Source organism: Acinetobacter halobius, from assembly GCF_044130335.1.
In the GTDB taxonomy this organism is placed as follows: Bacteria; Pseudomonadota; Gammaproteobacteria; order Pseudomonadales; family Moraxellaceae; genus Acinetobacter.
Window position 1 is genome coordinate 1 of the sequence record NZ_JBIQOD010000011.1, and the last position, 20,940, is coordinate 20,940.

Genomic DNA, 20,940 nt, shown 5'->3' on the forward strand with positions numbered 1-20,940 from the left:
ATTCAAAAGCCCCCTAACGATTAAGTTAGGGGGCTTTTTTTATTATGCGGTTAGCGAAATAGTGAATTTATTGTCATTGATTAATGCTGATGTCTTATCAGTATCTGGTTTTTGGTTTGGATCAACCTCATTCAAAAAATAGAACTCAGCTTTTCATTGAAGACGGTTGATGAAATCGTTTAATCACGCACCGTAAACGTCTAAGTACCTATAGCAAGAGAACATGAATTTGGCAGCTTAGGGATTGAGTTGTCGACGAGCATGTTTTAAAGCCGTTCTTAAGCCTTCTTCAAGGGTTGGGTGATAAAATGGCTTTTCCAAAATTTCATCGACAGTCAATTCTTCTGCAATCATCCATGCCAATAAATGGGCCAAATGTTCAGTAGACTCTGTGAGTAATTCAGCACCCAGTAGCTTTCGGCTACTTCTATCTACATAAACCTCGATGGCCCCATAGTTTTTACCCAGAACCAATGCACGTCCTTGTTTTGCATAGGATACTTCGCCGATGACAAAATTGATATTTGCACTTTGTAGTTGCTTAAAGTTTTGTCCAACCATTGCCATTTCTGGGTTGCTAAACACGATGCCTAAAGGTGTTAGAGTTTTGCATGATTCTATAGTGGGGAAGTTCAATGCATTTTTAACCGAAACTTTACCTTCGTGTGCAGCTTCATGTTGTAGTGGTGTATCAGTATGTGCATCGCCAATGATAAAAATCGGGTAGTCAGCGAGTTGTTTTGTCTTAGGATCAACAGGTAAATGTTTTAAGTCTGTGAATGATGTGTCGATATTTTCGAGTTTAAGCGTATTTAAAAGACTACTTCGTCCAGTAGCAACCAGTAAATAATCGACGTTAAGTGTTTTAGGCTGATCATTTTCAGTAAAACTAAGTTCAACGTGATCGTTTGTATACTTAACTTCTGTGGGTAAAACTTCGAACTTGATTTCAAGTTCATCGCCAATTTCTGTTTGTGCCAACTGCTGTAATTTAGGACTGGTCAGAACGCCGACTTTACGGCTACGTGCAAAGACCGTGGTCTTGACACCAAGTCGTTGCATGGCTTGCGCGAGTTCAATCGCGATGACGCCACTCCCAATAACGGCTAAGGAGTTAGGTAAAGCATCAAGTTCAAAGATTTGATCGGAGGTGATAAGTCGATCACCGAGTTCATCTTTCCACATTGGGTTAAAACTTGGTGTGGAGCCTACAGCTAAAATAAAGCTTTTGGCTTGGTAGAGTTGCCCATTCACTTCGACCGTTTTTGCATCGACAAAGTGAGCACGGCCTTGAACTTTGTGCGACTTAGGCCAGCTCTCTACGGTTTTAAGGGTACTAGAGGTAAAGCGATCGCGGAGTGCTTGTACGTGTTTCATGACCTGACTGCGGTCAATTTTTGATTCTACTTTTAATCCGACACGATCCGCATGTTGAATATCATGCATGCGATTGGCTGTAGAAATCAGGACTTTTGAGGGCATACAGCCGACACGTGCACAAGTGGTGTCCCACGGTCCATCATTAATGATTAATAGATTTTGTGTGGACTTAATGGCTTGTTGGTAGGCTGCAATACCCGCAGTTCCTGCCCCAATAATAATCAGATCATACATAACACAGAGTTTACCTAAGTAAGATTGCTCTATAGTTAACATATTCATGGGGCTTGGGGATTATATTTTGTAAAAATTGGCATGGATTGCCGTCATTATTTATAAACTGCTACCAACGCTGACACCAACAGTAGGTCGAACATGCATTGAACTACATGCAGTTATAAGCGTACAACAGAGTAAAAGAAGAAAGAGCTTATTCATGCAGTAGTCCTAATTGTTTGGCTTGATGAAAGAGCCGACTTGAACGTTCACCACTTTTACAGACCATTAAAATGGGTTTGGGGAGCTCATTATAATATTTAGCAAATTCAATCACGTCTGTTTCAGAAATTTTACTGCTGGTAACTGGTTGGTAAATCACACTGACTTTCGCTTGCTCTGCGATACTTCGTAGTTGCTCAACGCGAACGGTATTGCCTTGTTCTTGATCAGGTCGGTTGACAATGACTGACTTAAAACCTTGTTTCATCAATTGTTGAAACTTATCTGTGGTCATTTGTCCTGAAACACTCAGTTGCGGACTCAGTGACTGACTGAGTGTTTCCGCTGCTGCCCAAAGTGTACTGCTTGCTAAAAGCAGAGCAGTACAGATGACGTGTTTAAACAACCGTTTAGTCATCTAACAGATCCATTTGTTTGGCAAGTTGGTACAAGTTATTTGAGCGATTACCTGTACGGCAGAACATGAGAACAGGTTTTGGAAGTTCATTAAAGTGGTTGGCAAAAGTGCGAACATCCATTTCGGTGATTTGACCAGCAACTACAGGTTGGTAGACATAATCCAAGCCTGCTACACGTGCAGCTTCCTCGATTTGAGCGCTGGTGGGTTGTTCTGGGCCACCTTCCATATCTGGGCGGTTATTGATCACAGATTTAAACCCTTTTTCAACCACTTGAACCAAATGTTCAGGACCAATTTGACCTGCAAAGCCTACATTTTCACTCATCCTGTCACTCCAAAATTAAGATAATCGAGATATGCTTTATGATAGCATTAAGCTGAAAGCTCAGCCTATGCTGTTGAAATATTTATAAGCGATTACAACCATAAAATAACGCAATGGAGCAGGTATGCACGCCTATACCGTTGAACCGCTGTATGTGAAAAGTGGCCAAGAGGTCATTGCTGCAGATTTTTACCGTCCGAAAACTGAAGAGAAGCCCGCAGTGATTTTGATGGCTCATGGCTTGGCTGGGCTTCGCCAATTCAAACTGATTCAATTTGCGCAACGGTTTGCACAAGCGGGCTATGCGGTCGTGTTATTCGACTATCGTTATTGGGGGGGGAGTACGGGGCGCCCAAGAGAGCTGGTGTCGATTAAAAAGCAGCTCGAAGACTGGCGCACCATGATTAACCATGTCAAAGAGCGTAAGTCGATTGATAGCCGACGTATTGTGCTGTGGGGGACGGCACTCAGCGGTGGATATGTACTCGATATTGCTGCAGAGTTCAAAAATGTTCAGGCGGTGATGGCACAAGTGCCTTTTGTCGATGGTGCTGAAAGTGCCAAGCTTTACCCGTTACAGCAACTCCCGAAAGCATTAAAGCTGTCCAGCCAAGATTATATGGGGGGCAAAGTTGGTTTAGCGCCAACGACTTTACCCGTAGTTGACCCCCGAAAGCTGTGTTTTATGCCGACCCAAGATGCGTATTTGGGTTATCGTTCGATTATCAATCCAGACTATTATTGGAGTGGTGAGATTCCCGCACGACTATTTTTTAATTTAATCCGTTATCGTCCGATTCAAAATGTACGGCAAATTAATATTCCTGTACTTTTTATTGCAGCAAAACATGATAGCCTCATACCTATTGAATCGAGTCGTGAAGCGGCGACCAATATTGCTCCCTTTGTTCAATATCATGAATGGGAGATGCAACATTTCGATATTTATCATGCCACCTGGTTTGAAAAAGCCATTTCGACCCAATTAGAATTTTTACACCAACATATTGGAGTCAATTAAATGATTATCGTCTGTCCGACCTGTATGGCAAAAAATCGTGTCCCTGAAGAGAAGCTGAATGCTAATCCGAGTTGTGGCCAATGTCATGCTACGCTTCTGCCAGCTACACCTATTGAGTTGAATGAACAAAACTTTAGTCAGTTTATTAGCCATAGTGATTTGCCTGTATTGATTGACTTATGGGCAGAGTGGTGTGGTCCTTGTAAAATGATGGCACCGCATTTTGCTGAAGTGGCGAAACAAAATCCACAAGTGATTTTTGCCAAAATTAATACTGAAGAATCTCCACGATTAAGTAGTGCCTTTAATGTGCGAAGTATTCCAACCTTAGTTTTAATGAATAAAACTACTGAAATTGCTAGAATAAGCGGCGCGCTCCGTGCGCCACAATTGCAACAATGGTTAGATCAACAGTTGCAAGCCCAGTCATAACGAAAATTGGAGTCAACGTGTCAGAGATTCATGTGAAACCAGAAGGGATGCTATCTCTTCAAACGATTGCAATGCCAGCTGATACCAACTGGAGTGGAGATGTGTTTGGTGGTTGGATTGTGTCACAAATGGATTTGGCCGGCGCAATTCACGCAGAACGCTTTAGTAAAGGGCGTTGTGCAACGATTTCGATTAATCAGATGACGTTCTTGGTCCCTGTCAAAGTCGGGGACGTGATTAGTTGTTATACTAAAATTCTAAAAGTAGGCAATACCTCGATTCAAATGGAAATTGAGGTATGGGACAGTCATGATAGTTCACGCCCACCTGTACGTGTAACTGAAGGTGTATTTACCTTTGTGGCAGTGGATGTCAAAGGCAATAAGCGCCAAATTCCAACTGATGTGAAAGAGAAATTTTTTGCCAATCAAGCCAATTAAGCTTGAGACGAGCTAAAAGCCAGTAATAATACTGGCTTTTTTATAACTATTTGAAAAGTGATTAAGCTTTAGAACATCGTGTTGCTATTTGCTGATTCGGCAGGCACGCTCTGCACGGCATCCCAATGTTCTACAATTTTGCCTTGTTCGACACGGAAAATATCAACGACAGCCTCTCCGCGGTCTTGTGTATTTTGGGTGGAGTGGACGTGCAGTACAACCAAATCACCATCGGCAATCACACGTTTGATGGTACTTTTTGCTTGCGGGTGTTCTTTAAAATACTGGGTGAAATAGTTTACAAAAGGCGCTTTTCCGTCTGCAACATAGGGATTATGTTGAATATATTGTGTACCAATATAGCGGTCTGAATAGGTTTGAACCTGATGTTTGCTAAAAACCCCTTCATAAAAGTCCACCACAATTTTTTTATTCTGTTCTGTCAGAGCAGAGGCAGAATGGTGACTCGGCGTTGTTGAAACCGATGTATTGGATGGGTTGTGTTGTTGGCAGGCGACAAGCCCTAAAGAAAATAGGGTCGTTGCTAAAATTAGTCTTTTTTTCATTAAGTCAGCTCAAATATTCATATTATGTAGCATGATTTTGAGCTGAGTTGAAGCAAAGATATAGTAAGTTTTAGTCGCGGCTTTAGCGTATTGTTGTAAATTTTATACTTACCAAACAGTAAGTTATATTTACATTCTTATTTTTTTAATGATGCTTTATCGAGCCAAGCCCATAACATTTCACATTGAACAGGTGCTTCACCCGATTCATCCATTACTGTCACAGAAACTAAAGTTTCACCTTTGGCGGTAGTTTGCATCAGTTGCTGTTGTTCTGGTGTTAAGGTGGCTGTCGCTGTCATGGCACCTTTACTTGGACGTTTAAAGTCAATATGCATGCTTTTAATCAGAACGATGCAATGGTCAGGCACATTCATCCCTGTGACAAAACCTGTTGCTGTTTCAGCAATCAAGGCCATGGCGCAGGCATGTAACTGTCCAATATGGTTTTGCATGGCACGGTGGTTTTCGATTTTGACGACGACTTCACTATGACTCACTTGTAAATAACGGATATGAGCACTGCCGACCATGGGAACTATGCGACCAAAAGCTTGACTCCATAATCGCGTACGCAACGCTTTCGGCAAGCGAGAAGTGGCTTTTACAATTTTAGATAAGCGATTGGCCTTTGGCATAGTTACCTCAAATGATCGAACAAGGGGATTAGTCTTTAAAGTTATTGAACTGTAAAGGCAGACCAAATTGCTGTTCTTTTAAAAACGTCATTACTTGCTGTAATGTATCGCGCTTTTTATCAGTCACACGAATTTTGTCGCCTTGAATTGAAGATTGCACTTTAATGCCACTTTCTTTAATGGCTTTGTTAATTTTTTTTGCGGTATCTGAGTCAAGTCCGTCTTTTAATTTCACCACTTGAAGTACATTTTTACCTGAAGCGGTCATTTTTTGTGGATCAAGCGCTTGAATATCAACTTTACGCTTAAAGAAATGGTTCTCTAACATGGTATAAACTTGTTCGCACTGGAAATCACTTTCTGTTGAGATTTTAATTTCTTTGTTTTTTTCATTGAGTTCAATTGAAACATCTTGACCGCGGAAGTCAAAACGGGTTGCAATTTCCTTTTGGGTATTCTGAACAGCATGATTTACCTCAAAAATTTCTAATTCTGAAACAATATCAAAAGATGGCATGGATTAGACCTTTACAAATAGAAAGAATATCTGAGATGCTAGGGATGTTTTCTTCATTTGCCAAGTGTTGTTTACATCAAAGGAGTGCGCAATGATCCGTAAACAAGAAATTACAACATTTGAGTTCCCAGAGGATGCGATCATCTGGGATGTACGCGATTCAAATGCTTATGCCGAAGCACACGTGAAAGGGGCTGTTAATCAGCCCATCACGGGACTATCGGCACAGAGCCTTACTCAGGTGTCGACGGGTCAACCGATTTATATATTATGTGGCGGCGGAAGCAAAGCACCACGTGCAGCAGAGCTACTTGAAGGTTTTGATAGTGCACGTGAGTATGTCATTTTAATGGGCGGTACTCGTGCTGCTCGTGATGCTGGTCTAGCCTTAGAGCAGGGCAACTAAGCAATAGCAAAAAAAGCGCCGTAAGGCGCTTTTTTAATGTCTTATAACCATGAGGTGTTGGATTTATCACATCATTGGCTTTTTAGCCATAGTGCTAAGTTTGCGCTTTAAAATAAGGCTTTTTGGCTTTGACTTTCTTGTGGAATCGGGTTGGACTGAGCTTTTGTAGCAGTGACTCAGGAACAGGGCAGGCCTCTTTTAGTATCTGTGCCGCTAAAATTTCACTGCATAAAGGCGCAAATAAGAAGCCCTTAGAGCCTAAGCCTGCAAAGCTATAAATTTCAGACTGTTCGGACATTCTACCAAGTACTGGAAAATAGTCCAAACTTTGCGCGCGAACGGATGCACGGCCTTGCCAAGTCCTCACATCAGGAAGTGATTGTGCATAATCTGGAAAGACACTGTGGATAAGCTCGTAGTTATGCACATGGTCTTCAAGCAAAACATCGCTGTCATCCCGATTCGGATAGAAGGATGCGCCTAAGATGAGCTGTTGAGCATCAAGCTGCATACAATAGCCACCATAGCTATAGGCTTGATCAAGTGCGAATGCTTGTGACGTGTTCTCCACCCAGCTAACTTGTCCACGAATGGGCTTCAGCACAGGGTACTGCTCAAAGAAAGTAGCCGTGTGGCGTGCACAACACACAATCACGTGATCAAACTGACCTAGAGATTGAGCTTGTTCATCTACGATTTCATTGTGCTCTGGATGGATTTGAGTAATGTTGGCTTGTACGAACTGAATCAGCGGATGCGCTAAGATTTGATCTCTGAGTTGATGTGGTGAAACGGCGCCCGCTTCGGTTAAATTCAGACTGGAATATTCAGTGATTAACGCTGAATCAGCAGCGGTTTCGGCTGTCAAAAGACCCGCGGGATATTGTGGTTCGAGATCGAGCAAGTCTTCGGCTTTTTTAAGCGCCAGTTGATGTACTTGAATCGGGCGAAAAGCTTGAAATTTGGAATAGTGCTGTAAAGCATGTTGCCAAGCCAAGGTCATGAGATGTTCATGACTTTGTTCAATCGGACAAAGTTTGGGGTTGAGTAAGGCCAGCGGATTGCCTGAACCTCCTGCGAGTGGCTCAGATTGGTCGTAGAGCGTGACTTGGTGCCCACGCTCGGCAAAGGCCCATGCACTAGTTAAACCTGCAATTCCTGCCCCTATGATCGCGATATGGCGCTGTTTAAAAGGGTATGGTCGTTGACCAGGTCGGTTTTGATCCGATACCGATTTGGCGTCTACAGCGTCTGATGTATGTTCAGGCTCAGCAGGTAACCAGATGGCTTTGAGCATTTCGCGTTTGTGTTTAAATCCACGCGGACGTGAAATAGAAATACCATGCTGTGTTAAACCACGTTTGAGCACGCCTGCAACACTAAATGAAGCAAAGGTCGTCCCGACATCTGATAGGCGAATAATATGTTGAAGAACTTGTTCTTCCCATATGTCAGGATTACATGAGGGTGCAAACCCATCGAGGAACCATGCGTTAACGCTACTGGTTTTTGCCATACTAGGGAAAACATCGTGGGCATCGCCTAACCAAAGGTCTAGGCTAAAACGTTCATTAGGGAAGCTCAGGCGATGACAACCCGCAATCGGATGCGGGTATTGTGTTATCAATTCATCGGCGATCGGTTTAAGTTCAGGCCAAGCATCGAGTGCGCGTATCAGATCAGCCTTAGATAGCGGAAATTTTTCAACTGAAATGGCATGGAGATGGCTGTGGTTATTTGGCCGTACTTGTTGCCAAAGTTGCCAAAGTGCCAAGATGTTGAGCCCTGTGCCAAAGCCAGTTTCACCCACACTAAAATATTCAAAGGGCTGAAGATTTGACAGACGCTCAGATAAATCGTTGCCATTTAAAAACACATGGCGTGTTTCGAGTAGACCATTGTCTTTGGAAAAATAGACATCGCCAAATTGTTTTGAAACTGGCACATCAATGCCATCAACTTGTTGCCACTCTAAATCGGCAGTTTGAATTGCGCTTGACAAAGCCACAGTACCCTATTGTTTCTAATAGGGCTTAGCTTACCACTGACGACGGCGTTTGGTATAAACGTAACTAGCAATTAAGAAACCCAGTAAGACACCCACAGCGATGGTTGCTGCACCGTAGAGAAACATTTGTGCACTGCGTTCGCTTTGTAAAACCTGTACTTGTACACCGAGGCTGTCATTTTTAAGTTGTAGCTCTTGGTTTTGTGCCAAAGCATCAAGATTGGCTTTTTCTAACTGAGCTAAGCGAGAAGCTTGGTCTTTGACCAATGCTTTGACTTTGGCATCTTGGAGGGCTTTGTTTTTCGCCAATTGTTCAGCGGTGAGCGGTTTGGCTTCCTGTGGTTGACCATTTGGACTAATGGTTGCTACAGCAGGAATAATTTTTGGTTGTGTAGCGGTGTTGTGTCCAGATGGTGGTGGAGCCGCAGTCGTTGCTTGGACGGCAGGGGCTACACTTGGAGCAGGTGCGGTTTCAACCGCCCATGCCATAGAAGAAAGAAGAGATAAACCCAATAAGCTTGTGACAACGACACGCATGACCTTATCCTTGAGGGAATGCTTTATTAAATGGTTTAACATCAATATGACGATAAACCCCTGCTTTTAAGAAAGGCTCTTCCTGTAACCATGCATCGAGTGCTTCACGTGAGTCAAAGTCAACAATGATCGTACTGCCATAAAAACCCGCTTGTGGATTGCTTGGGTCTTTAGGCATTGCACCAGCAACAATTAAACGACCTTCATCATTGAGCTTTTGTAAACGAACAAGATGTTCTGGACGTGTAGCAAGGCGTTTTTCGACAGTCCCTTCCTGATCGGTACATGTGACAACGAATAGCGGCATATGAATTCTCGATGTATGTTCTGGCTAAATTACTCTTCAGAAGATTTAAAGTATTTACGTAATACAATAAACTGAATAATGATAAAGGAAAACATCACGATCATGTCACCAAAAGCCGTGAATTCTCCCCAATATTTTCCGTCCATAAATAAAAATGCGAAAAATACGTGTAAAAAAGACATGAGAGCAAACATGGCCGCCCATGCAAAGTTTAAATTTTTCCAACCTGCGTCGGTTAAATTGAAGATTGGGCCGAACAAACGTTTGATCAGCGGTTTGCGTTCTTTGCCAAAATAAGGGGAAAGTAAGAAAGCACCTGAGAAAATTATATTCAGTAAGGCCGCTTTGAGTTTGATGTAAAAGTCATCTGACAGCATTAAGGTAACACCGCCGAAAATAACCGTCATAAACAACACAATCCACTGTTGTTTGTCTAAACGGAACTTTTGCATGAAGAACAGTGCGCCGTAAACCACCAGCATCGAAATAATTAAACCTGTGGTGGCTACAAGAATATTATTATTATCGACACCCCCAGCAGAACCAATCAATTGAAGTAATGGGTGATCAGTATTTTTCGGATCTACAGTTTTATATAAATAAAAGAAAATGATCAGCGGCACAAAGTCTAAAAGTGCTTTCATGTTAGAGTATCTAAATCTGTTCAAATAAATAGCTAGTATAAGTGATGGAAGGCGTAGATTTACATACTCACAGCAATATTTCTGATGGCACTTTCACACCGAAGCAATTGGTTGATGCTGCGGCAGAAAAAGGTATTCATACCTTGGCTTTGACAGACCATGACACCATGGATGGCCTTGCTTTAGCAGAGTTGGCTGCAAAGTCGCATGCGATGCGTATTATTTCAGGTGTAGAAATTTCCAGTCAGTGGTCGAGACCCTCGACTAAGAAAAACTATGGCGTGCATGTGGTTGCATTGAATATGCAAGATTTAGAGCCACTACAAAAATGTCTTGAACAGCAAAAACAAATCCGCGCGCGCCGCGCCAAAGAAATTTGTGATTTATTGATTCCACTGATTGGTGAAGACATTTATGCTGATGTTTTGGCGAAAGTTGAACAGATGCCTGACCGCGTGACTCGAACCCATATTGCCAAGACCTTGGTTGAAAAAAAGTATGTGAGTCGCGCGCAACAAGCGTTTGATAAATATATTAAGGAGGGCAAAAAAGCCTACGTGAAATTTGATGGGCTGGGTTTAGAAGAAACCATTCAGGTGATTCATGCCAGTGGCGGTTTTGCAGTATTGGCGCATCCGACACGTTATGACTTATCGGCCACCAATATTCGCTACCTGATTGAAATCTTTGCGCAGTTTGGTGGAGATGCGGTTGAGTTGCCACCCAGTGTTGAACCGACATCTACCCGTCAAATGGTGGATCGGATGATTGCCGAGCATGATTTAAAAGTATCGGTCGGCAGTGATTTTCATGGTGACAATATGCCATGGATTAAATTGGGCAATATTCCCAGAGTCAAAGAGGGACAAGTGGGGATTTGGGACAGTTTTGTCTAAATGTTTTTGAGGGTTGCTACCTTCTCCATGAGCTATATATGGCCTAAGAGAAGGTAAGCGTGAGTCCGCTTAGAGTAGATTATTGTCTTGTGCTTGAATCGGGGGAGGTGTTGGTTTACCTAAAGTCCCAAGCAGTTCAATTTCGATGGTACGTACCATCGAGTCCAGCGGCAAATCATTACTTTGCGTTCCGAAAGGTTCTTCAATTTCCGAACTCAAAGCATCGAGTCCTAAGAAAGTATAGGCCAATACACCAACCAATAGTGGGGTGAAAATACCCAAAGTTGAACCCAAGCTAAACGGTAAAATGAGACAGAAAAAATACACCGTACGATTGAGTAATACCGAGTAGGCAAAAGGTAGTGGCGTTGTCGCAATACGGTCACAACCGGTTTGCACTACACTTAGGTCAGCAACATGCTGATTCAACTGTGCATACACAATGTCGCTAATTTCACCTTCTTTTAATGCTTGCATTAACTCCCACTGAATCAAACTGAGGGTGTACTGCGGGGCATTGGCTTGTTGATACAGCTGAGTCAGTGCATTTTGACTTAGGCCACTGGTTTCCACCAGCTCGGTAGGATTGGCTGTTTGATGGCGTAAACGGTCACGCAAGACATTGGCAAAGACAATCACATGTTGAATCACACGTTCACGGCGACCTTGAGTCAAGATACGACAGTCACGGTCAAAGTGACGTGAATTGGCAATTAAAATACCCCATAGCTTCCGTGCTTCCCACCAACGGTCATAGCAGGCACTATTTTTAAAGCCGAGGAAAATGGAAAGTACCACCCCAATGAGGGTGAAGCCGACCAAGGGCAGTTCAGGGAAATGAAAATAGCCGACATAGGACAAAATGCCAATAATGGCAGAGACCAACATGACCACGCCCAAAGGGGGTAAAACTTTGGGAAGAATGGTGCCACGCCATGAAAAAAGCACCTTAAAAATACTGGGCTGATCACGCACAATCATGTGATTAGAATTCTTTTACAATTTTGCTTGATCTTCATATTTGTCACCGTATTTGTCAATCATTTGTCTGCATATTTAAGTGGGTTGGATCAGGTCGTGTTCAGCAAAAGAAAATGTACCTTCAGGCGATAAAATAAAATGATCAATCAGTTGAATGTCCACGAGCTGACTGGCTTGAAGAATACGCTCGGTCAGTCCGATATCCGCCGCGGAGGGCTGAGCTTTTCCAAGCGGATGGTTATGGGCAATCACCATAAAGGTAGCATGTTGAGCAATACAATAACGGAGCAATTGGTTGATCGAGATTTCACAAGAATTTACTGCACCAAAGAACAACTTTTTAAAGTTTATTTTTCTTAAATGTGCATCGAGACAGAGTACGGCAAAAACCTCTTGGTTCTCGCTTGAAAATTCATATTGTAAAAACTTGAGTAACTGAGCTGAATGATTGAGCTCTAACTTTTCTTGCTTGAGCTGCTGACTACTGTAGCGTCGTCCCAATTCTTTGACGGCCATTAATTGTGAATACTTGGTCGGGCCAATGCCGTGAAATTGGCTGAGTTCGGGCAGTTCAGCATCGAAAACGGCATTCAGACTGCCGAAATGCTGTAACAGCAGACGGGCCAATTCGACCGCAGAATGTTGTGTTGAGCCCGAGCGGATAAAAATAGCCAGTAGTTCCGCATCAGAGAGGCTGGCAGGCCCTTGTTGTAACAAGCGTTCACGTGGCCGTTCTTGTTCGGGCCATTTTTTTATAGATAAGTGCATTCTTTTATACTTTTTTATTCTTAATTTGAGGAACATGACCCAACCGATTATTGGGTATAAGACTATTTAATGCTATTGTGAGCGCCACTGCAACAGAAAGGTAGCCTGTTCGTGAGCTTTGATCTCAGTGTGATTCCAAATAAAAATATCCTTTTAGCTGTTACGGGCGGTATTGCTGCCTATAAAAGTGCCATCTTAGTTCGTCGTTTAAAAGACGCAGGTTTTCAAGTCCGTGTGGTCATGACCGAAGGCGCACAAGCCTTTATTACCCCATTAACATTCCAAGCCTTGTCAGGCAATCCTGTGCATACTGAATTGTTAGACCCTGAAGCCGAAGCGGGCATGGGACATATTGAGCTGGCGCGCTGGGCAGACTTGCTTTTGGTTGCGCCTGCTAGTTGTAACACCATTGCAAAGTTTGCTGCGGGTTTAGCTGATGACCTGCTTTCTACTTTATATTTAGCCACCAAAGCCCCTGTGTGGGTTGCACCTGCCATGAACCAACAAATGTGGGCAGCAAAAGCGACGCAGCGTAATTTAGCGACTTTGGTAGACGATGGCGTGCATGTAATCATGCCAGATGCGGGTGCTCAAGCTTGTGGTGATGTTGGGTTAGGTCGTATGCCTGAGCCTGAGGATTTGGCACATCAAGTGACAGAATACTTCCATAAAGCACAGCGTGCCATGGCTGAAAAATTTGGGATGCTGGCCGGTAAAAAAGTCACCATTACTGCTGGGCCAACGCGTGAAGCGATTGATCCTGTGCGTTATATTTCCAACCACAGTACGGGTAAAATGGGCTTTGCTCTTGCCGCTGCATGTTATGCGGCTGGAGCCAAAGTGACTTTAATTGCAGGTCCTGTCAGCTTAGATACGCCGAATGGTGTACGCCGGATCAATGTTTCATCTGCCATGAAAATGTTGGATATCAGTATGCAAATGTTGGATGAAGGCTGTGATGTGTTTATCGCGACTGCGGCTGTTGCAGACTATCGCGTTGCAGAAGTTGCAGAGCATAAGATTAAGAAAGCAGGGGATGAGCTCAATGTTTCTTTAATCAAAAATCCTGATATTGTGGCGACCATTGCACAGCAAGATAAACGCCCGTTCATGGTGGGTTTCGCAGCAGAAACACGCAATGTCGAAGAATATGCTGCAGGTAAATTGGTGGCGAAAAAGCTCGATATGATTGCCTGTAATGATGTGTCACGCCCTGATATTGGTTTTGCTTCTGATGAAAATGCGATGATAGTCTTTTTTGCAGAACATTATAAAATGCAAAAGCGCGATCTGGAAAAAGCGTCGAAACAAGAAATTGCGTTGCAGTTGGTTGAAGCGATTCATGATGCTTTACACCGAGACCCTGAAAGTGATGATGATTTTTAATTTACATCGTCCTTAGTTTTTGCCATATTTAATGCAGCCTTAGGCTGCATTTTTTTGCAAACTCATAGGAATAAGAATGAAAACACTATTAAAGGTCGTGCTATTGAGCAGTGGTATATGTTTGGCAGGATTTGCACAAGCATCGGAAGTGCTAGAAGGCGCGATGAAATCTTTGGCGAAGAACTCAAAGGCTTTTGCTCAAGCCCAGACTGCCACAGAGGCAAATAACGCATTAACTGAAATGCAAAAAGCCGCAGTAACTGCCAAACAAAATAAGCCCAGAAAGTTAGCGAAACAAGCAAAAGACAGTGCTCAAGTGAAGCAATATGAGCAAAGTTTTGATGTATTATCTCAAGAGATTGAACATGCTCAACATCTCGTACATGCAGGAAAGTTGACTGAAGCCAAACAAAGTTCAGCCAAGTTTGAAGCCATTAAACAACAAGGTCATAAAACGTTTAAATAATTCAGTACAATAAAAAAGACCGCAAAAGCGGTCTTTTTTATGTTTGAAGGGCTTAAAAGTTTAAGCTTGACCTTCAACAGCAGCGGCTTGAGCGCGTTGCATATTTGCTTCGAACTCAGCATCAAAGTTAATTGGTGTAAGTAACAATTGCGGGAAGCTACCTTTAGTCACCATGTCATTCACCGCTTCACGAAGGAACGGGAATAAAATGTTTGGGCAATATGCACCTAAGATGTATGGAAGACGTTCTTCTTCAACACCATCTACAAGGAAAATACCCGCTTGAGTAACATCGACGATAAACGCCGTGTCACCTGCATTGTTCGCTTGTACAACCACTTTAAGTGAAACTTCGTAGTGAGTTGGATCAACTTTTTCAGCAGAAGATGACAAGTTGATGTTCAACTCTGGTTGCCATTCTTTGGTAAAAACTTGCGCCCCAGGAACTTCAAAAGAAATATCTTTTGTGTAAATACGTTCTAAAGCAAGTTGTGGTTGAGCTTCACTCATTTTCTAATCCTTAATATGCTGAGCTAATTATGCCAATAGTTGGTCGAGTTTGCCTTCACGCTCTAAAGCATAAAGTTGATCAAAACCACCAATAAATTGGTCATCAATAAAAATTTGTGGAACCGTACGATGATTTGTACGTTGCATCAGTTCAATGCGGACTTCTGGCGCTTCTTTAGATAAATTAATTTCTTTATATTCAACGCCTTTACGCTCAAGGAGCTGTTTTGCGCGAACGCAATATGGACATACAGTCGTTGAGTAAATAGTGACTTGAGCCATGAGTTTCTCCTTGTGCGAATTATTTAGCTTTGACCAGTGGTAAGCCTTGAGCTTTCCAGTTGCTAATCCCGCCATCTAAACGATAGCTGTCAGTATGCGCAACTTGTTGTAAAGCAGTGCCTGCCACTTGACCTAAGTTACAGATGAACACGAGTGGACGATCTGCAGCTTTTAACTCTTCAACATGTTTGGTAATTTGGCTGTAGGGAATGTTGCGACTTCCACTGATATGACCTTCACGGAAATCTTTGGCATCACGTAAGTCAATCAACATGGCATTTTTAGCTTTCACTAAAATACCTAAAGATTGTGGTGAAATTTTGCGACCATTGCGTTGTCCTTCAAGTACGAAAAACAAAACAACCAATACCGCAAGTGTTCCAAATAAGAAGGGGTGATTCCCCATAAACTCCAACCAACGTTCCACAAGTCACCTAAATTACAATTCAAAAATTGCTAGAGAGTATAGCTCATAAAATATGGTGATCAAAATCACCGCTTCAAGGGCTAAGGTTGAATAAAAATTAATTTTTTTGCTGAGCTTCAGCAATTTCATCAATCAGACGTAAATAGCTGTCTAAACGGCGTGTTAAAATTTCACCATTTGCAGCGGCTAAGCGTAAGGCGCATTGTTTTTCATGCTTATGGGTGCAGTTTCGGAATTGACAGTAGCCCAATAAGTTTTCAATTTCAGGAAAACCATGTTGCACTTTGTCTGCATCTAAGTGCCATAAACCAAACTCACGAATTCCCGGTGAGTCAATCAGCGAGGCGCCTTCGCCAAAACCAATCAAACGGGTAGAGGTCGTGGTGTGTTGTCCTAAGGCTGAGTTTTCAGAAATCACATTGGTTTTCTGTGCAGCATCGGGCACGATGGCATTAATCAGGGTGCTTTTACCAACACCAGACTGACCGACAAAGGCTACCGTTTCATTTTTTAAACGCTGAGTCAGTGCCGTTAAGTCACCATCGGCTTGTGTTTGCATCACTTCATAGCCTAAGGCTTGATATTCCGCAATCAACGCTAAAATTGGGTCATTGTCTTTGAGTAAATCGGTTTTATTCAGCACCAACAGTGCTGGAATATTGGCATCGGCACAGGCCACCAAATAACGGTCAATCAAACCGGGTGCAGGCTCAGGCAGTGGCGCAAACACAATTACAATCAAGCTGATATTGGCAGCGACAGGTTTCACTTTATGGTAACGGTCTGGACGAGTCAGTAGCGACTGACGTGGCTGTATGGCATTGATGATTCCCAGTCCTGTATTTGGGTCGGCTTGCCATTTGACACGATCACCTGTGACCAATAGTTCGAGGTTGGTACGTGTATGACAGCGCCAAATACTGCCGAGTTCAATCGGTTTCCAAAACGGTTCAGGCTCGCCTGCTTGTACCGTCGGTTTGATGGGATGTGGATCTGGAGTCGTAAGGGCTTGCACTTCAAGCTGACGGCCATAGTGTTGTACCACCAAGCCTTCTAAGTCATTTGAAGTGTCGATATCTTCTTGACGTGTTTGCTGTTGTTTCTGAATGCGACGTTGTTGCTGTTCAGTTAAACGACGTTTACGAATTAAAGCCATTCATATCCTAAAAAACCATGAATTCAAGATGGCAAAAATAGCACGAAGCAGGGTAGCAGTTACAGCATCGAAGCAATTAATTTGCTACTATCATCGTTTTTAAGCCGAATAAGATTGCACATTTATGAGCAGCACCGCTGATACGCGTTTGATTTGGATTGACCTTGAAATGACAGGTCTCGATACAGATAACGACCAAATTATTGAAGTTGCTACAATTGTGACGGATGATAACTTAAATATTTTAGCTGAAGGGCCTGTGCTTGCTGTACATCAGCCAGATCGCGTGCTGAATGCAATGGACGAGTGGAACACCCGCCAACATGGTCAATCAGGCTTAATTGAACGTGTACGTCGCAGTAAATTGACGGCACAGGATGCTGAGCAGCAGACTTTAGAATTTCTAAAGAAATGGGTCAATCCAAAAAGCTCACCGATGTGTGGCAATTCAATCTGCCAAGACCGTCGTTTTTTACACCGTTTAATGCCTGAAATGGAACAATATTTCCATTATCGTAATTTAGATGTGTCTTCGGTAAAAGAGTTGGCTAAACGCTGGCGTCCAGAAATTATGAGTGGCTTGAAAAAGAATGCTTCACACTTAGCGATGGATGACATTCGTGATTCGATTGCGGAACTGAAGTATTATCGTGAATACTTTTTTATTATGAATAAATAAGTACTAAAGAAAGAGGCGTTAGCCTCTTTTTTATTGAAATCGAATAGAATAAAGCTGAGGGTGTTTGTGTAGAAAAAAGAAACACTTTTTTGCTATACAAGTTTAAAACAAGCTTTATGATAAAGTAAATTAATTAAATTATAACAAAGAGTTGAGTTATGCAAAGTAATAACCCTATTTTGAACCGCGTGGAAACACATGCGGATTATAGTCAACCGATGACTGTTCAAGGTGCCATTCAGAAGTCTGTATTACTTACAGTGATTGCGGCTGTGGTCGGTATGGCGCTGTTTTTCTACTGTTTCATGAGCTTAAATATTTCGCTGGCTTATGCTGCAACCTTAGTCGGCGCGATTGGTGGTCTAATTTTAGGCCTCATTGCAACCTTTAAACCGAATACCGCTCGAACTCTTGCTATTCCTTATGCCTTGTTTGAAGGTGCTTTTTTGGGAGGGGTATCGGTCATTTTCCAATTGAAATATCCGGGTGTGCCTTTACAAGCACTATTGGCAACTTTTGTCACCACTTTGGTGATGTTTGGTTTGTATCGTTTTCAAATTATTCGTGCCACAGAAAAATTCAAATCTGTGGTGATGTCGGCTTCAATTGCTATCGCAATTGTCTTTGTGGTGCAGATGGTCATGCGTTTGGCTTTTGGTTCAAGCATTCCATTTTTATTTGAAAATAACTTATTAGGTCTAGGTTTTGCTGCTTTTGTTGCAGTGATTGCATCACTGAACTTAATTTTAGATTTTGATTTGATTGAAAGTGCTGCGGCACAACACGCGCCGAAAGCGATGGAGTGGCTGTGTGGTATTGCACTACTAGCGACTTTGGTGTGGATGTACTATTCATTCTTGCGTTTACTCAGCATGCTGCGTGGCGATGACTAATCTATCGAGTCTTAACACATACGCCCCTTCATCGGGGCGTATGTGTTATTGAATGTTGATGAATTGAAAAAAGGCGCATTATGCAATTTCGGTTTCAACTTAAACTTGGCATTATGCAGATAAATTATTTTGAGTGAGAGTCACATGGCACAAGGACTATTGGCTGGAAAGCGTTTTTTAATCGCAGGTATTGCAAGTAAATTATCAATTGCATTTGGTATTGCTCAAGCGCTTCACCGCGAAGGTGCGGAACTTGCGTTTACTTATCCAAATGAAAAACTGAAAAAACGTGTGGATGAATTCGCAGCACAATTTGGTTCAACGATTGTTCTACCATGTGATGTGGCTATTGATACTGAAATTGAACAGACTTTTGTTGAATTGGCAAAACATTGGGATGGTTTAGATGGTGTGGTGCATTCGATTGGTTTTGCACCTGCACATACCTTAGATGGGGACTTTACTGATGTAACGGATCGTGATGGCTTTAAAGTGGCACATGACATCAGTGCATATAGTTTCATTGCGATGGCACGTGCAGCGAAGCCATTATTGGTTGCACGTCAAGGGTGCTTATTGACCTTGACGTACCAAGGTTCTGAGCGCGTGATGCCAAACTACAACGTGATGGGTATGGCGAAGGCATCATTAGAAGCGGGTGTACGTTATTTGGCTTCAAGCTTGGGTGCAGAAGGGATTCGTGTGAATGCGATTTCAGCAGGCCCAATCCGTACTTTGGCGGCATCAGGTATTAAATCGTTCCGTAAAATGTTAGACGTCAACGAAAAAATTTCACCACTTAAACGTAATGTGACCATTGAAGATGTCGGTAATGCCGCATTATTCCTTTGCTCGCCTTGGGCAAATGGTATTACGGGTGAAATCATGTATGTTGATGCAGGTTTCAACACTGTGGGGATGAGCCCAGACTTGATGCTTGATGACTAATCGCTTAGTTGAAATGTAAAAAACGGCACATCATGTGCCGTTTTTTATTCTGCTTTTTATTGAGGAAGCTGTTGAATCGGGCTACCGCCGAGTGCTTGCATCAAGGTCACGTAAGCGTTGTATTGGCTTTGTTTGGTATTGACCAAGGTTAAGCGAGCAGTACGCGTGGTTTCTTGTTGATCCAACAAGGTTTTTAAAGCCACGGCACCATAGCGATAACGCACTTGGGTCAAACGTTCCACTTTTTCAGCCAGTTCTAAATTCTGCTGTTGTAATTGTACTTGTTGACTCAACTCAGTTCGTGCAGACAGTGCATTTTCCACATCGGCAAAGGCTTGGTACAAGGTCTGACGATATTGCACGATGGCTTTTTCATAGTCCAATTGACTAATCGCAAGGTCGCGTTTCATATCGTTATATTGCAAGAACGGTAGACTTAAACTTGCGCCTAATGTTAGAGCAGGGTTCTTGAGCAGTTGCGTTAGTGAAGTGCTCGTTGATCCTAGATTCCCTGTCAAACTGATCGAAGGATAATAGCTCGCCGTGGTAGCATCTTTAGTGGCTAAACTCTCACGTAAACGTAGCTCAGCCGCTTTTAAGTCTGGACGGCGTGACAAAATGTCGGCAGGTAAGCCTGCTGCAATACTTGGCAAAGCCAAACGTGGTAAACGCTGTGGTTCATCAACACTTAACTGCTGCACAGGTATATGCAGTAACACTGCAATTGCGGTACGGGTCTCGACCAAACTTTGCTGAATTTGACTTAGACTGGCTTTTTGACTTTGTACGGACTGTTCCGCTTGGGTTAAGTCCAGTCCTGATACAGCCCCAGCTTGATACTGAACTTTAACCAAGTCATAGAGTTTTTGCGAGGTGGCAAGGCTTTGCTCAGCTGTTATACGGCTTTCATTATAATAGGCCAATTGCCAATATAGCTTCGCCGTGGTGCCAATTAAGCTTTGAGCAGTGGCTTGTAAATCTTGCTCGGTGGCAAGAGCTTCCCATCTTTTTGCTTCAGTTTGACGGGCCAATTTACCAAATAAATCGACTTCATAACTTAAACCTGCACCTAAAGACAGACCGCTTGAGCTGTCATTGCCTGAGTTTAAGTCGAACTGATGACCTGTAGATACCGTAGAATTGACACGTGGCTTTTGCTGATTTTCTGCAAGTTCTGCTTGTAAGCGTGCTTGCTTTAAGGTCATCCCTGCAACGGCCAGATCGGCATTTTTTGCGAGCACGGCATCGACCAGTTGATTAAGCTGTGTATCGCCAAACAACGTCCACCATTGGTCGGTATAAATCGCTTGTTGGCGTTGTTGTGCAGTCGCTTTGTCATACTGAAACTGAGTCGGCGTTTGTACGACTGGCGTTTGATAAGGGGTTTTAACCACGGCTGCACAACCAACCAATGTGCTCCCAAGCAGCATTGCAGTACAAAGGCGTGTAAATAAAAAAGGCATATTTT

Annotated in this window: 27 protein-coding genes; 10 read left to right on the plus strand and 17 right to left on the minus strand. The window is 42.9% G+C overall.

What is annotated here, in order from left to right:
- Positions 1 to 237: 237 nt before the first annotated feature.
- The 3 genes from ACE01U_RS10610 to ACE01U_RS10620 all read right to left on the minus strand — a co-directional run bounded on the left by ACE01U_RS10610 (position 238) and on the right by ACE01U_RS10620 (position 2,564).
- Positions 238 to 1,614: a dihydrolipoyl dehydrogenase gene (locus ACE01U_RS10610; RefSeq protein ID WP_119064727.1), complete on the minus strand. Its 1,377-nt coding sequence runs from the start codon at positions 1,612 to 1,614 to the stop codon at positions 238 to 240.
- A 196-nt stretch (positions 1,615 to 1,810) separates the two neighbouring features.
- Positions 1,811 to 2,236, minus strand: a complete 426-nt coding sequence (locus ACE01U_RS10615; RefSeq protein ID WP_395579423.1) for a protein tyrosine phosphatase family protein — start codon at positions 2,234 to 2,236, stop codon at positions 1,811 to 1,813.
- Complete coding sequence (locus ACE01U_RS10620; protein ID WP_005401736.1) at positions 2,229 to 2,564, minus strand: protein tyrosine phosphatase family protein; 336 nt, start codon at positions 2,562 to 2,564, stop codon at positions 2,229 to 2,231. Before ACE01U_RS10620 ends, ACE01U_RS10615 begins: the two co-directional genes overlap by 8 nt.
- Positions 2,565 to 2,688: 124 nt before the next feature.
- On the opposite strand from ACE01U_RS10620, the gene ACE01U_RS10625 reads away from it, so the two are divergent.
- The 3 genes from ACE01U_RS10625 to ACE01U_RS10635 are packed head-to-tail and all read left to right on the plus strand — an operon-like array spanning position 2,689 to position 4,457.
- Complete coding sequence (locus tag ACE01U_RS10625) at positions 2,689 to 3,585, plus strand: alpha/beta hydrolase (RefSeq protein WP_086210488.1); 897 nt, start codon at positions 2,689 to 2,691, stop codon at positions 3,583 to 3,585.
- Positions 3,586 to 4,017 (plus strand): thioredoxin TrxC, encoded by a 432-nt coding sequence (gene trxC / locus ACE01U_RS10630; protein WP_086210487.1) that lies wholly within the window; start codon positions 3,586 to 3,588, stop codon positions 4,015 to 4,017.
- Positions 4,018 to 4,034: 17 nt separating this feature from the next.
- Entirely contained in the window at positions 4,035 to 4,457 is a 423-nt protein-coding gene (locus ACE01U_RS10635; RefSeq protein ID WP_086210486.1) for an acyl-CoA thioesterase, read from the plus strand.
- 68 nt (positions 4,458 to 4,525) lie between these two features.
- On the opposite strand, the gene ACE01U_RS10640 is transcribed toward ACE01U_RS10635, so the two are convergent.
- The 3 genes from ACE01U_RS10640 to ACE01U_RS10650 form a co-directional block, all read right to left on the minus strand.
- On the minus strand, positions 4,526 to 5,023 hold the full coding sequence (locus ACE01U_RS10640) for a nuclear transport factor 2 family protein (RefSeq protein ID WP_395579424.1): 498 nt from the start codon (positions 5,021 to 5,023) through the stop codon (positions 4,526 to 4,528).
- 137 nt (positions 5,024 to 5,160) lie between these two features.
- Complete coding sequence (locus tag ACE01U_RS10645) at positions 5,161 to 5,661, minus strand: DUF4442 domain-containing protein (protein ID WP_086210484.1); 501 nt, start codon at positions 5,659 to 5,661, stop codon at positions 5,161 to 5,163.
- A gap of 28 nt (positions 5,662 to 5,689) precedes the next feature.
- A complete protein-coding gene (locus tag ACE01U_RS10650) occupies positions 5,690 to 6,178 on the minus strand; it encodes a YajQ family cyclic di-GMP-binding protein (protein ID WP_004697619.1) in 489 nt (162 codons plus the stop codon).
- A gap of 91 nt (positions 6,179 to 6,269) precedes the next feature.
- On the opposite strand from ACE01U_RS10650, the gene ACE01U_RS10655 reads away from it, so the two are divergent.
- Positions 6,270 to 6,584 (plus strand): rhodanese-like domain-containing protein, encoded by a 315-nt coding sequence (locus ACE01U_RS10655; protein WP_086210483.1) that lies wholly within the window; start codon positions 6,270 to 6,272, stop codon positions 6,582 to 6,584.
- 94 nt (positions 6,585 to 6,678) lie between these two features.
- Here the strand turns inward: ACE01U_RS10655 and mnmC are convergent, their stop codons facing one another.
- Genes mnmC through ACE01U_RS10675 form a run of 4 tightly spaced genes read right to left on the minus strand, consistent with a single transcriptional unit; the run spans position 6,679 to position 10,080 of the window.
- Complete coding sequence (gene mnmC / locus ACE01U_RS10660; protein ID WP_395579425.1) at positions 6,679 to 8,586, minus strand: bifunctional tRNA (5-methylaminomethyl-2-thiouridine)(34)-methyltransferase MnmC2/FAD-dependent 5-carboxymethylaminomethyl-2-thiouridine(34) oxidoreductase MnmC1; 1,908 nt, start codon at positions 8,584 to 8,586, stop codon at positions 6,679 to 6,681.
- Between the two features lie 36 nt (positions 8,587 to 8,622).
- Positions 8,623 to 9,129, minus strand: a complete 507-nt coding sequence (locus ACE01U_RS10665; RefSeq protein WP_086210482.1) for an SH3 domain-containing protein — start codon at positions 9,127 to 9,129, stop codon at positions 8,623 to 8,625.
- A 4-nt stretch (positions 9,130 to 9,133) separates the two neighbouring features.
- Positions 9,134 to 9,436, minus strand: a complete 303-nt coding sequence (locus tag ACE01U_RS10670; protein ID WP_086210481.1) for a YciI family protein — start codon at positions 9,434 to 9,436, stop codon at positions 9,134 to 9,136.
- Positions 9,437 to 9,465: 29 nt separating this feature from the next.
- Complete coding sequence (locus ACE01U_RS10675; RefSeq protein ID WP_004983445.1) at positions 9,466 to 10,080, minus strand: inner membrane-spanning protein YciB; 615 nt, start codon at positions 10,078 to 10,080, stop codon at positions 9,466 to 9,468.
- Positions 10,081 to 10,124: 44 nt separating this feature from the next.
- On the opposite strand from ACE01U_RS10675, the gene ACE01U_RS10680 reads away from it, so the two are divergent.
- The gene (locus ACE01U_RS10680; protein WP_395579426.1) at positions 10,125 to 10,976 is read left to right on the plus strand and encodes a PHP domain-containing protein; all 852 of its coding nucleotides are present in this window, start codon (positions 10,125 to 10,127) and stop codon (positions 10,974 to 10,976) included.
- A gap of 69 nt (positions 10,977 to 11,045) precedes the next feature.
- On the opposite strand, the gene ACE01U_RS10685 is transcribed toward ACE01U_RS10680, so the two are convergent.
- Positions 11,046 to 11,957, minus strand: coding sequence for a bestrophin family protein (locus tag ACE01U_RS10685; RefSeq protein WP_004983451.1), 912 nt, complete (start codon positions 11,955 to 11,957; stop codon positions 11,046 to 11,048).
- A 75-nt stretch (positions 11,958 to 12,032) separates the two neighbouring features.
- Positions 12,033 to 12,725 carry a RadC family protein gene (radC, locus tag ACE01U_RS10690; RefSeq protein ID WP_395579427.1) on the minus strand — a complete coding sequence of 231 codons (693 nt, stop codon included), beginning with the start codon at positions 12,723 to 12,725 and terminating at the stop codon, positions 12,033 to 12,035.
- 111 nt (positions 12,726 to 12,836) lie between these two features.
- On the opposite strand from radC, the gene coaBC reads away from it, so the two are divergent.
- Both coaBC and ACE01U_RS10700 read left to right on the plus strand, forming a co-directional pair.
- A complete protein-coding gene (gene coaBC / locus ACE01U_RS10695; RefSeq protein ID WP_086210477.1) occupies positions 12,837 to 14,111 on the plus strand; it encodes a bifunctional phosphopantothenoylcysteine decarboxylase/phosphopantothenate--cysteine ligase CoaBC in 1,275 nt (424 codons plus the stop codon).
- Positions 14,112 to 14,187: 76 nt separating this feature from the next.
- A complete protein-coding gene (locus tag ACE01U_RS10700; RefSeq protein ID WP_395579429.1) occupies positions 14,188 to 14,577 on the plus strand; it encodes a cytochrome b562 in 390 nt (129 codons plus the stop codon).
- Between the two features lie 60 nt (positions 14,578 to 14,637).
- On the opposite strand, the gene secB is transcribed toward ACE01U_RS10700, so the two are convergent.
- From secB to rsgA, 4 genes are all read right to left on the minus strand, one after another.
- Positions 14,638 to 15,087, minus strand: coding sequence for a protein-export chaperone SecB (secB, locus tag ACE01U_RS10705; RefSeq protein WP_004697631.1), 450 nt, complete (start codon positions 15,085 to 15,087; stop codon positions 14,638 to 14,640).
- 27 nt (positions 15,088 to 15,114) lie between these two features.
- The gene (grxC, locus tag ACE01U_RS10710; RefSeq protein WP_004697632.1) at positions 15,115 to 15,369 is read right to left on the minus strand and encodes a glutaredoxin 3; all 255 of its coding nucleotides are present in this window, start codon (positions 15,367 to 15,369) and stop codon (positions 15,115 to 15,117) included.
- 19 nt (positions 15,370 to 15,388) lie between these two features.
- Positions 15,389 to 15,796 (minus strand): rhodanese-like domain-containing protein, encoded by a 408-nt coding sequence (locus ACE01U_RS10715; RefSeq protein ID WP_086210474.1) that lies wholly within the window; start codon positions 15,794 to 15,796, stop codon positions 15,389 to 15,391.
- A 97-nt stretch (positions 15,797 to 15,893) separates the two neighbouring features.
- Complete coding sequence (gene rsgA, locus ACE01U_RS10720; protein ID WP_119064709.1) at positions 15,894 to 16,952, minus strand: ribosome small subunit-dependent GTPase A; 1,059 nt, start codon at positions 16,950 to 16,952, stop codon at positions 15,894 to 15,896.
- A gap of 124 nt (positions 16,953 to 17,076) precedes the next feature.
- Here rsgA and orn point away from each other — a divergent pair, with 124 nt between their 5' ends.
- The 3 genes from orn to ACE01U_RS10735 all read left to right on the plus strand — a co-directional run bounded on the left by orn (position 17,077) and on the right by ACE01U_RS10735 (position 19,472).
- Positions 17,077 to 17,631, plus strand: coding sequence for an oligoribonuclease (gene orn, locus ACE01U_RS10725; RefSeq protein WP_004697635.1), 555 nt, complete (start codon positions 17,077 to 17,079; stop codon positions 17,629 to 17,631).
- Between the two features lie 158 nt (positions 17,632 to 17,789).
- A complete protein-coding gene (locus ACE01U_RS10730; protein WP_395579430.1) occupies positions 17,790 to 18,524 on the plus strand; it encodes a Bax inhibitor-1/YccA family protein in 735 nt (244 codons plus the stop codon).
- 144 nt (positions 18,525 to 18,668) lie between these two features.
- Positions 18,669 to 19,472: an enoyl-ACP reductase FabI gene (locus ACE01U_RS10735; RefSeq protein WP_291374688.1), complete on the plus strand. Its 804-nt coding sequence runs from the start codon at positions 18,669 to 18,671 to the stop codon at positions 19,470 to 19,472.
- Between the two features lie 56 nt (positions 19,473 to 19,528).
- Here the strand turns inward: ACE01U_RS10735 and ACE01U_RS10740 are convergent, their stop codons facing one another.
- Entirely contained in the window at positions 19,529 to 20,935 is a 1,407-nt protein-coding gene (locus ACE01U_RS10740; protein ID WP_395579431.1) for an efflux transporter outer membrane subunit, read from the minus strand.
- Between the last annotated feature and the right edge of the window lie 5 nt (positions 20,936 to 20,940).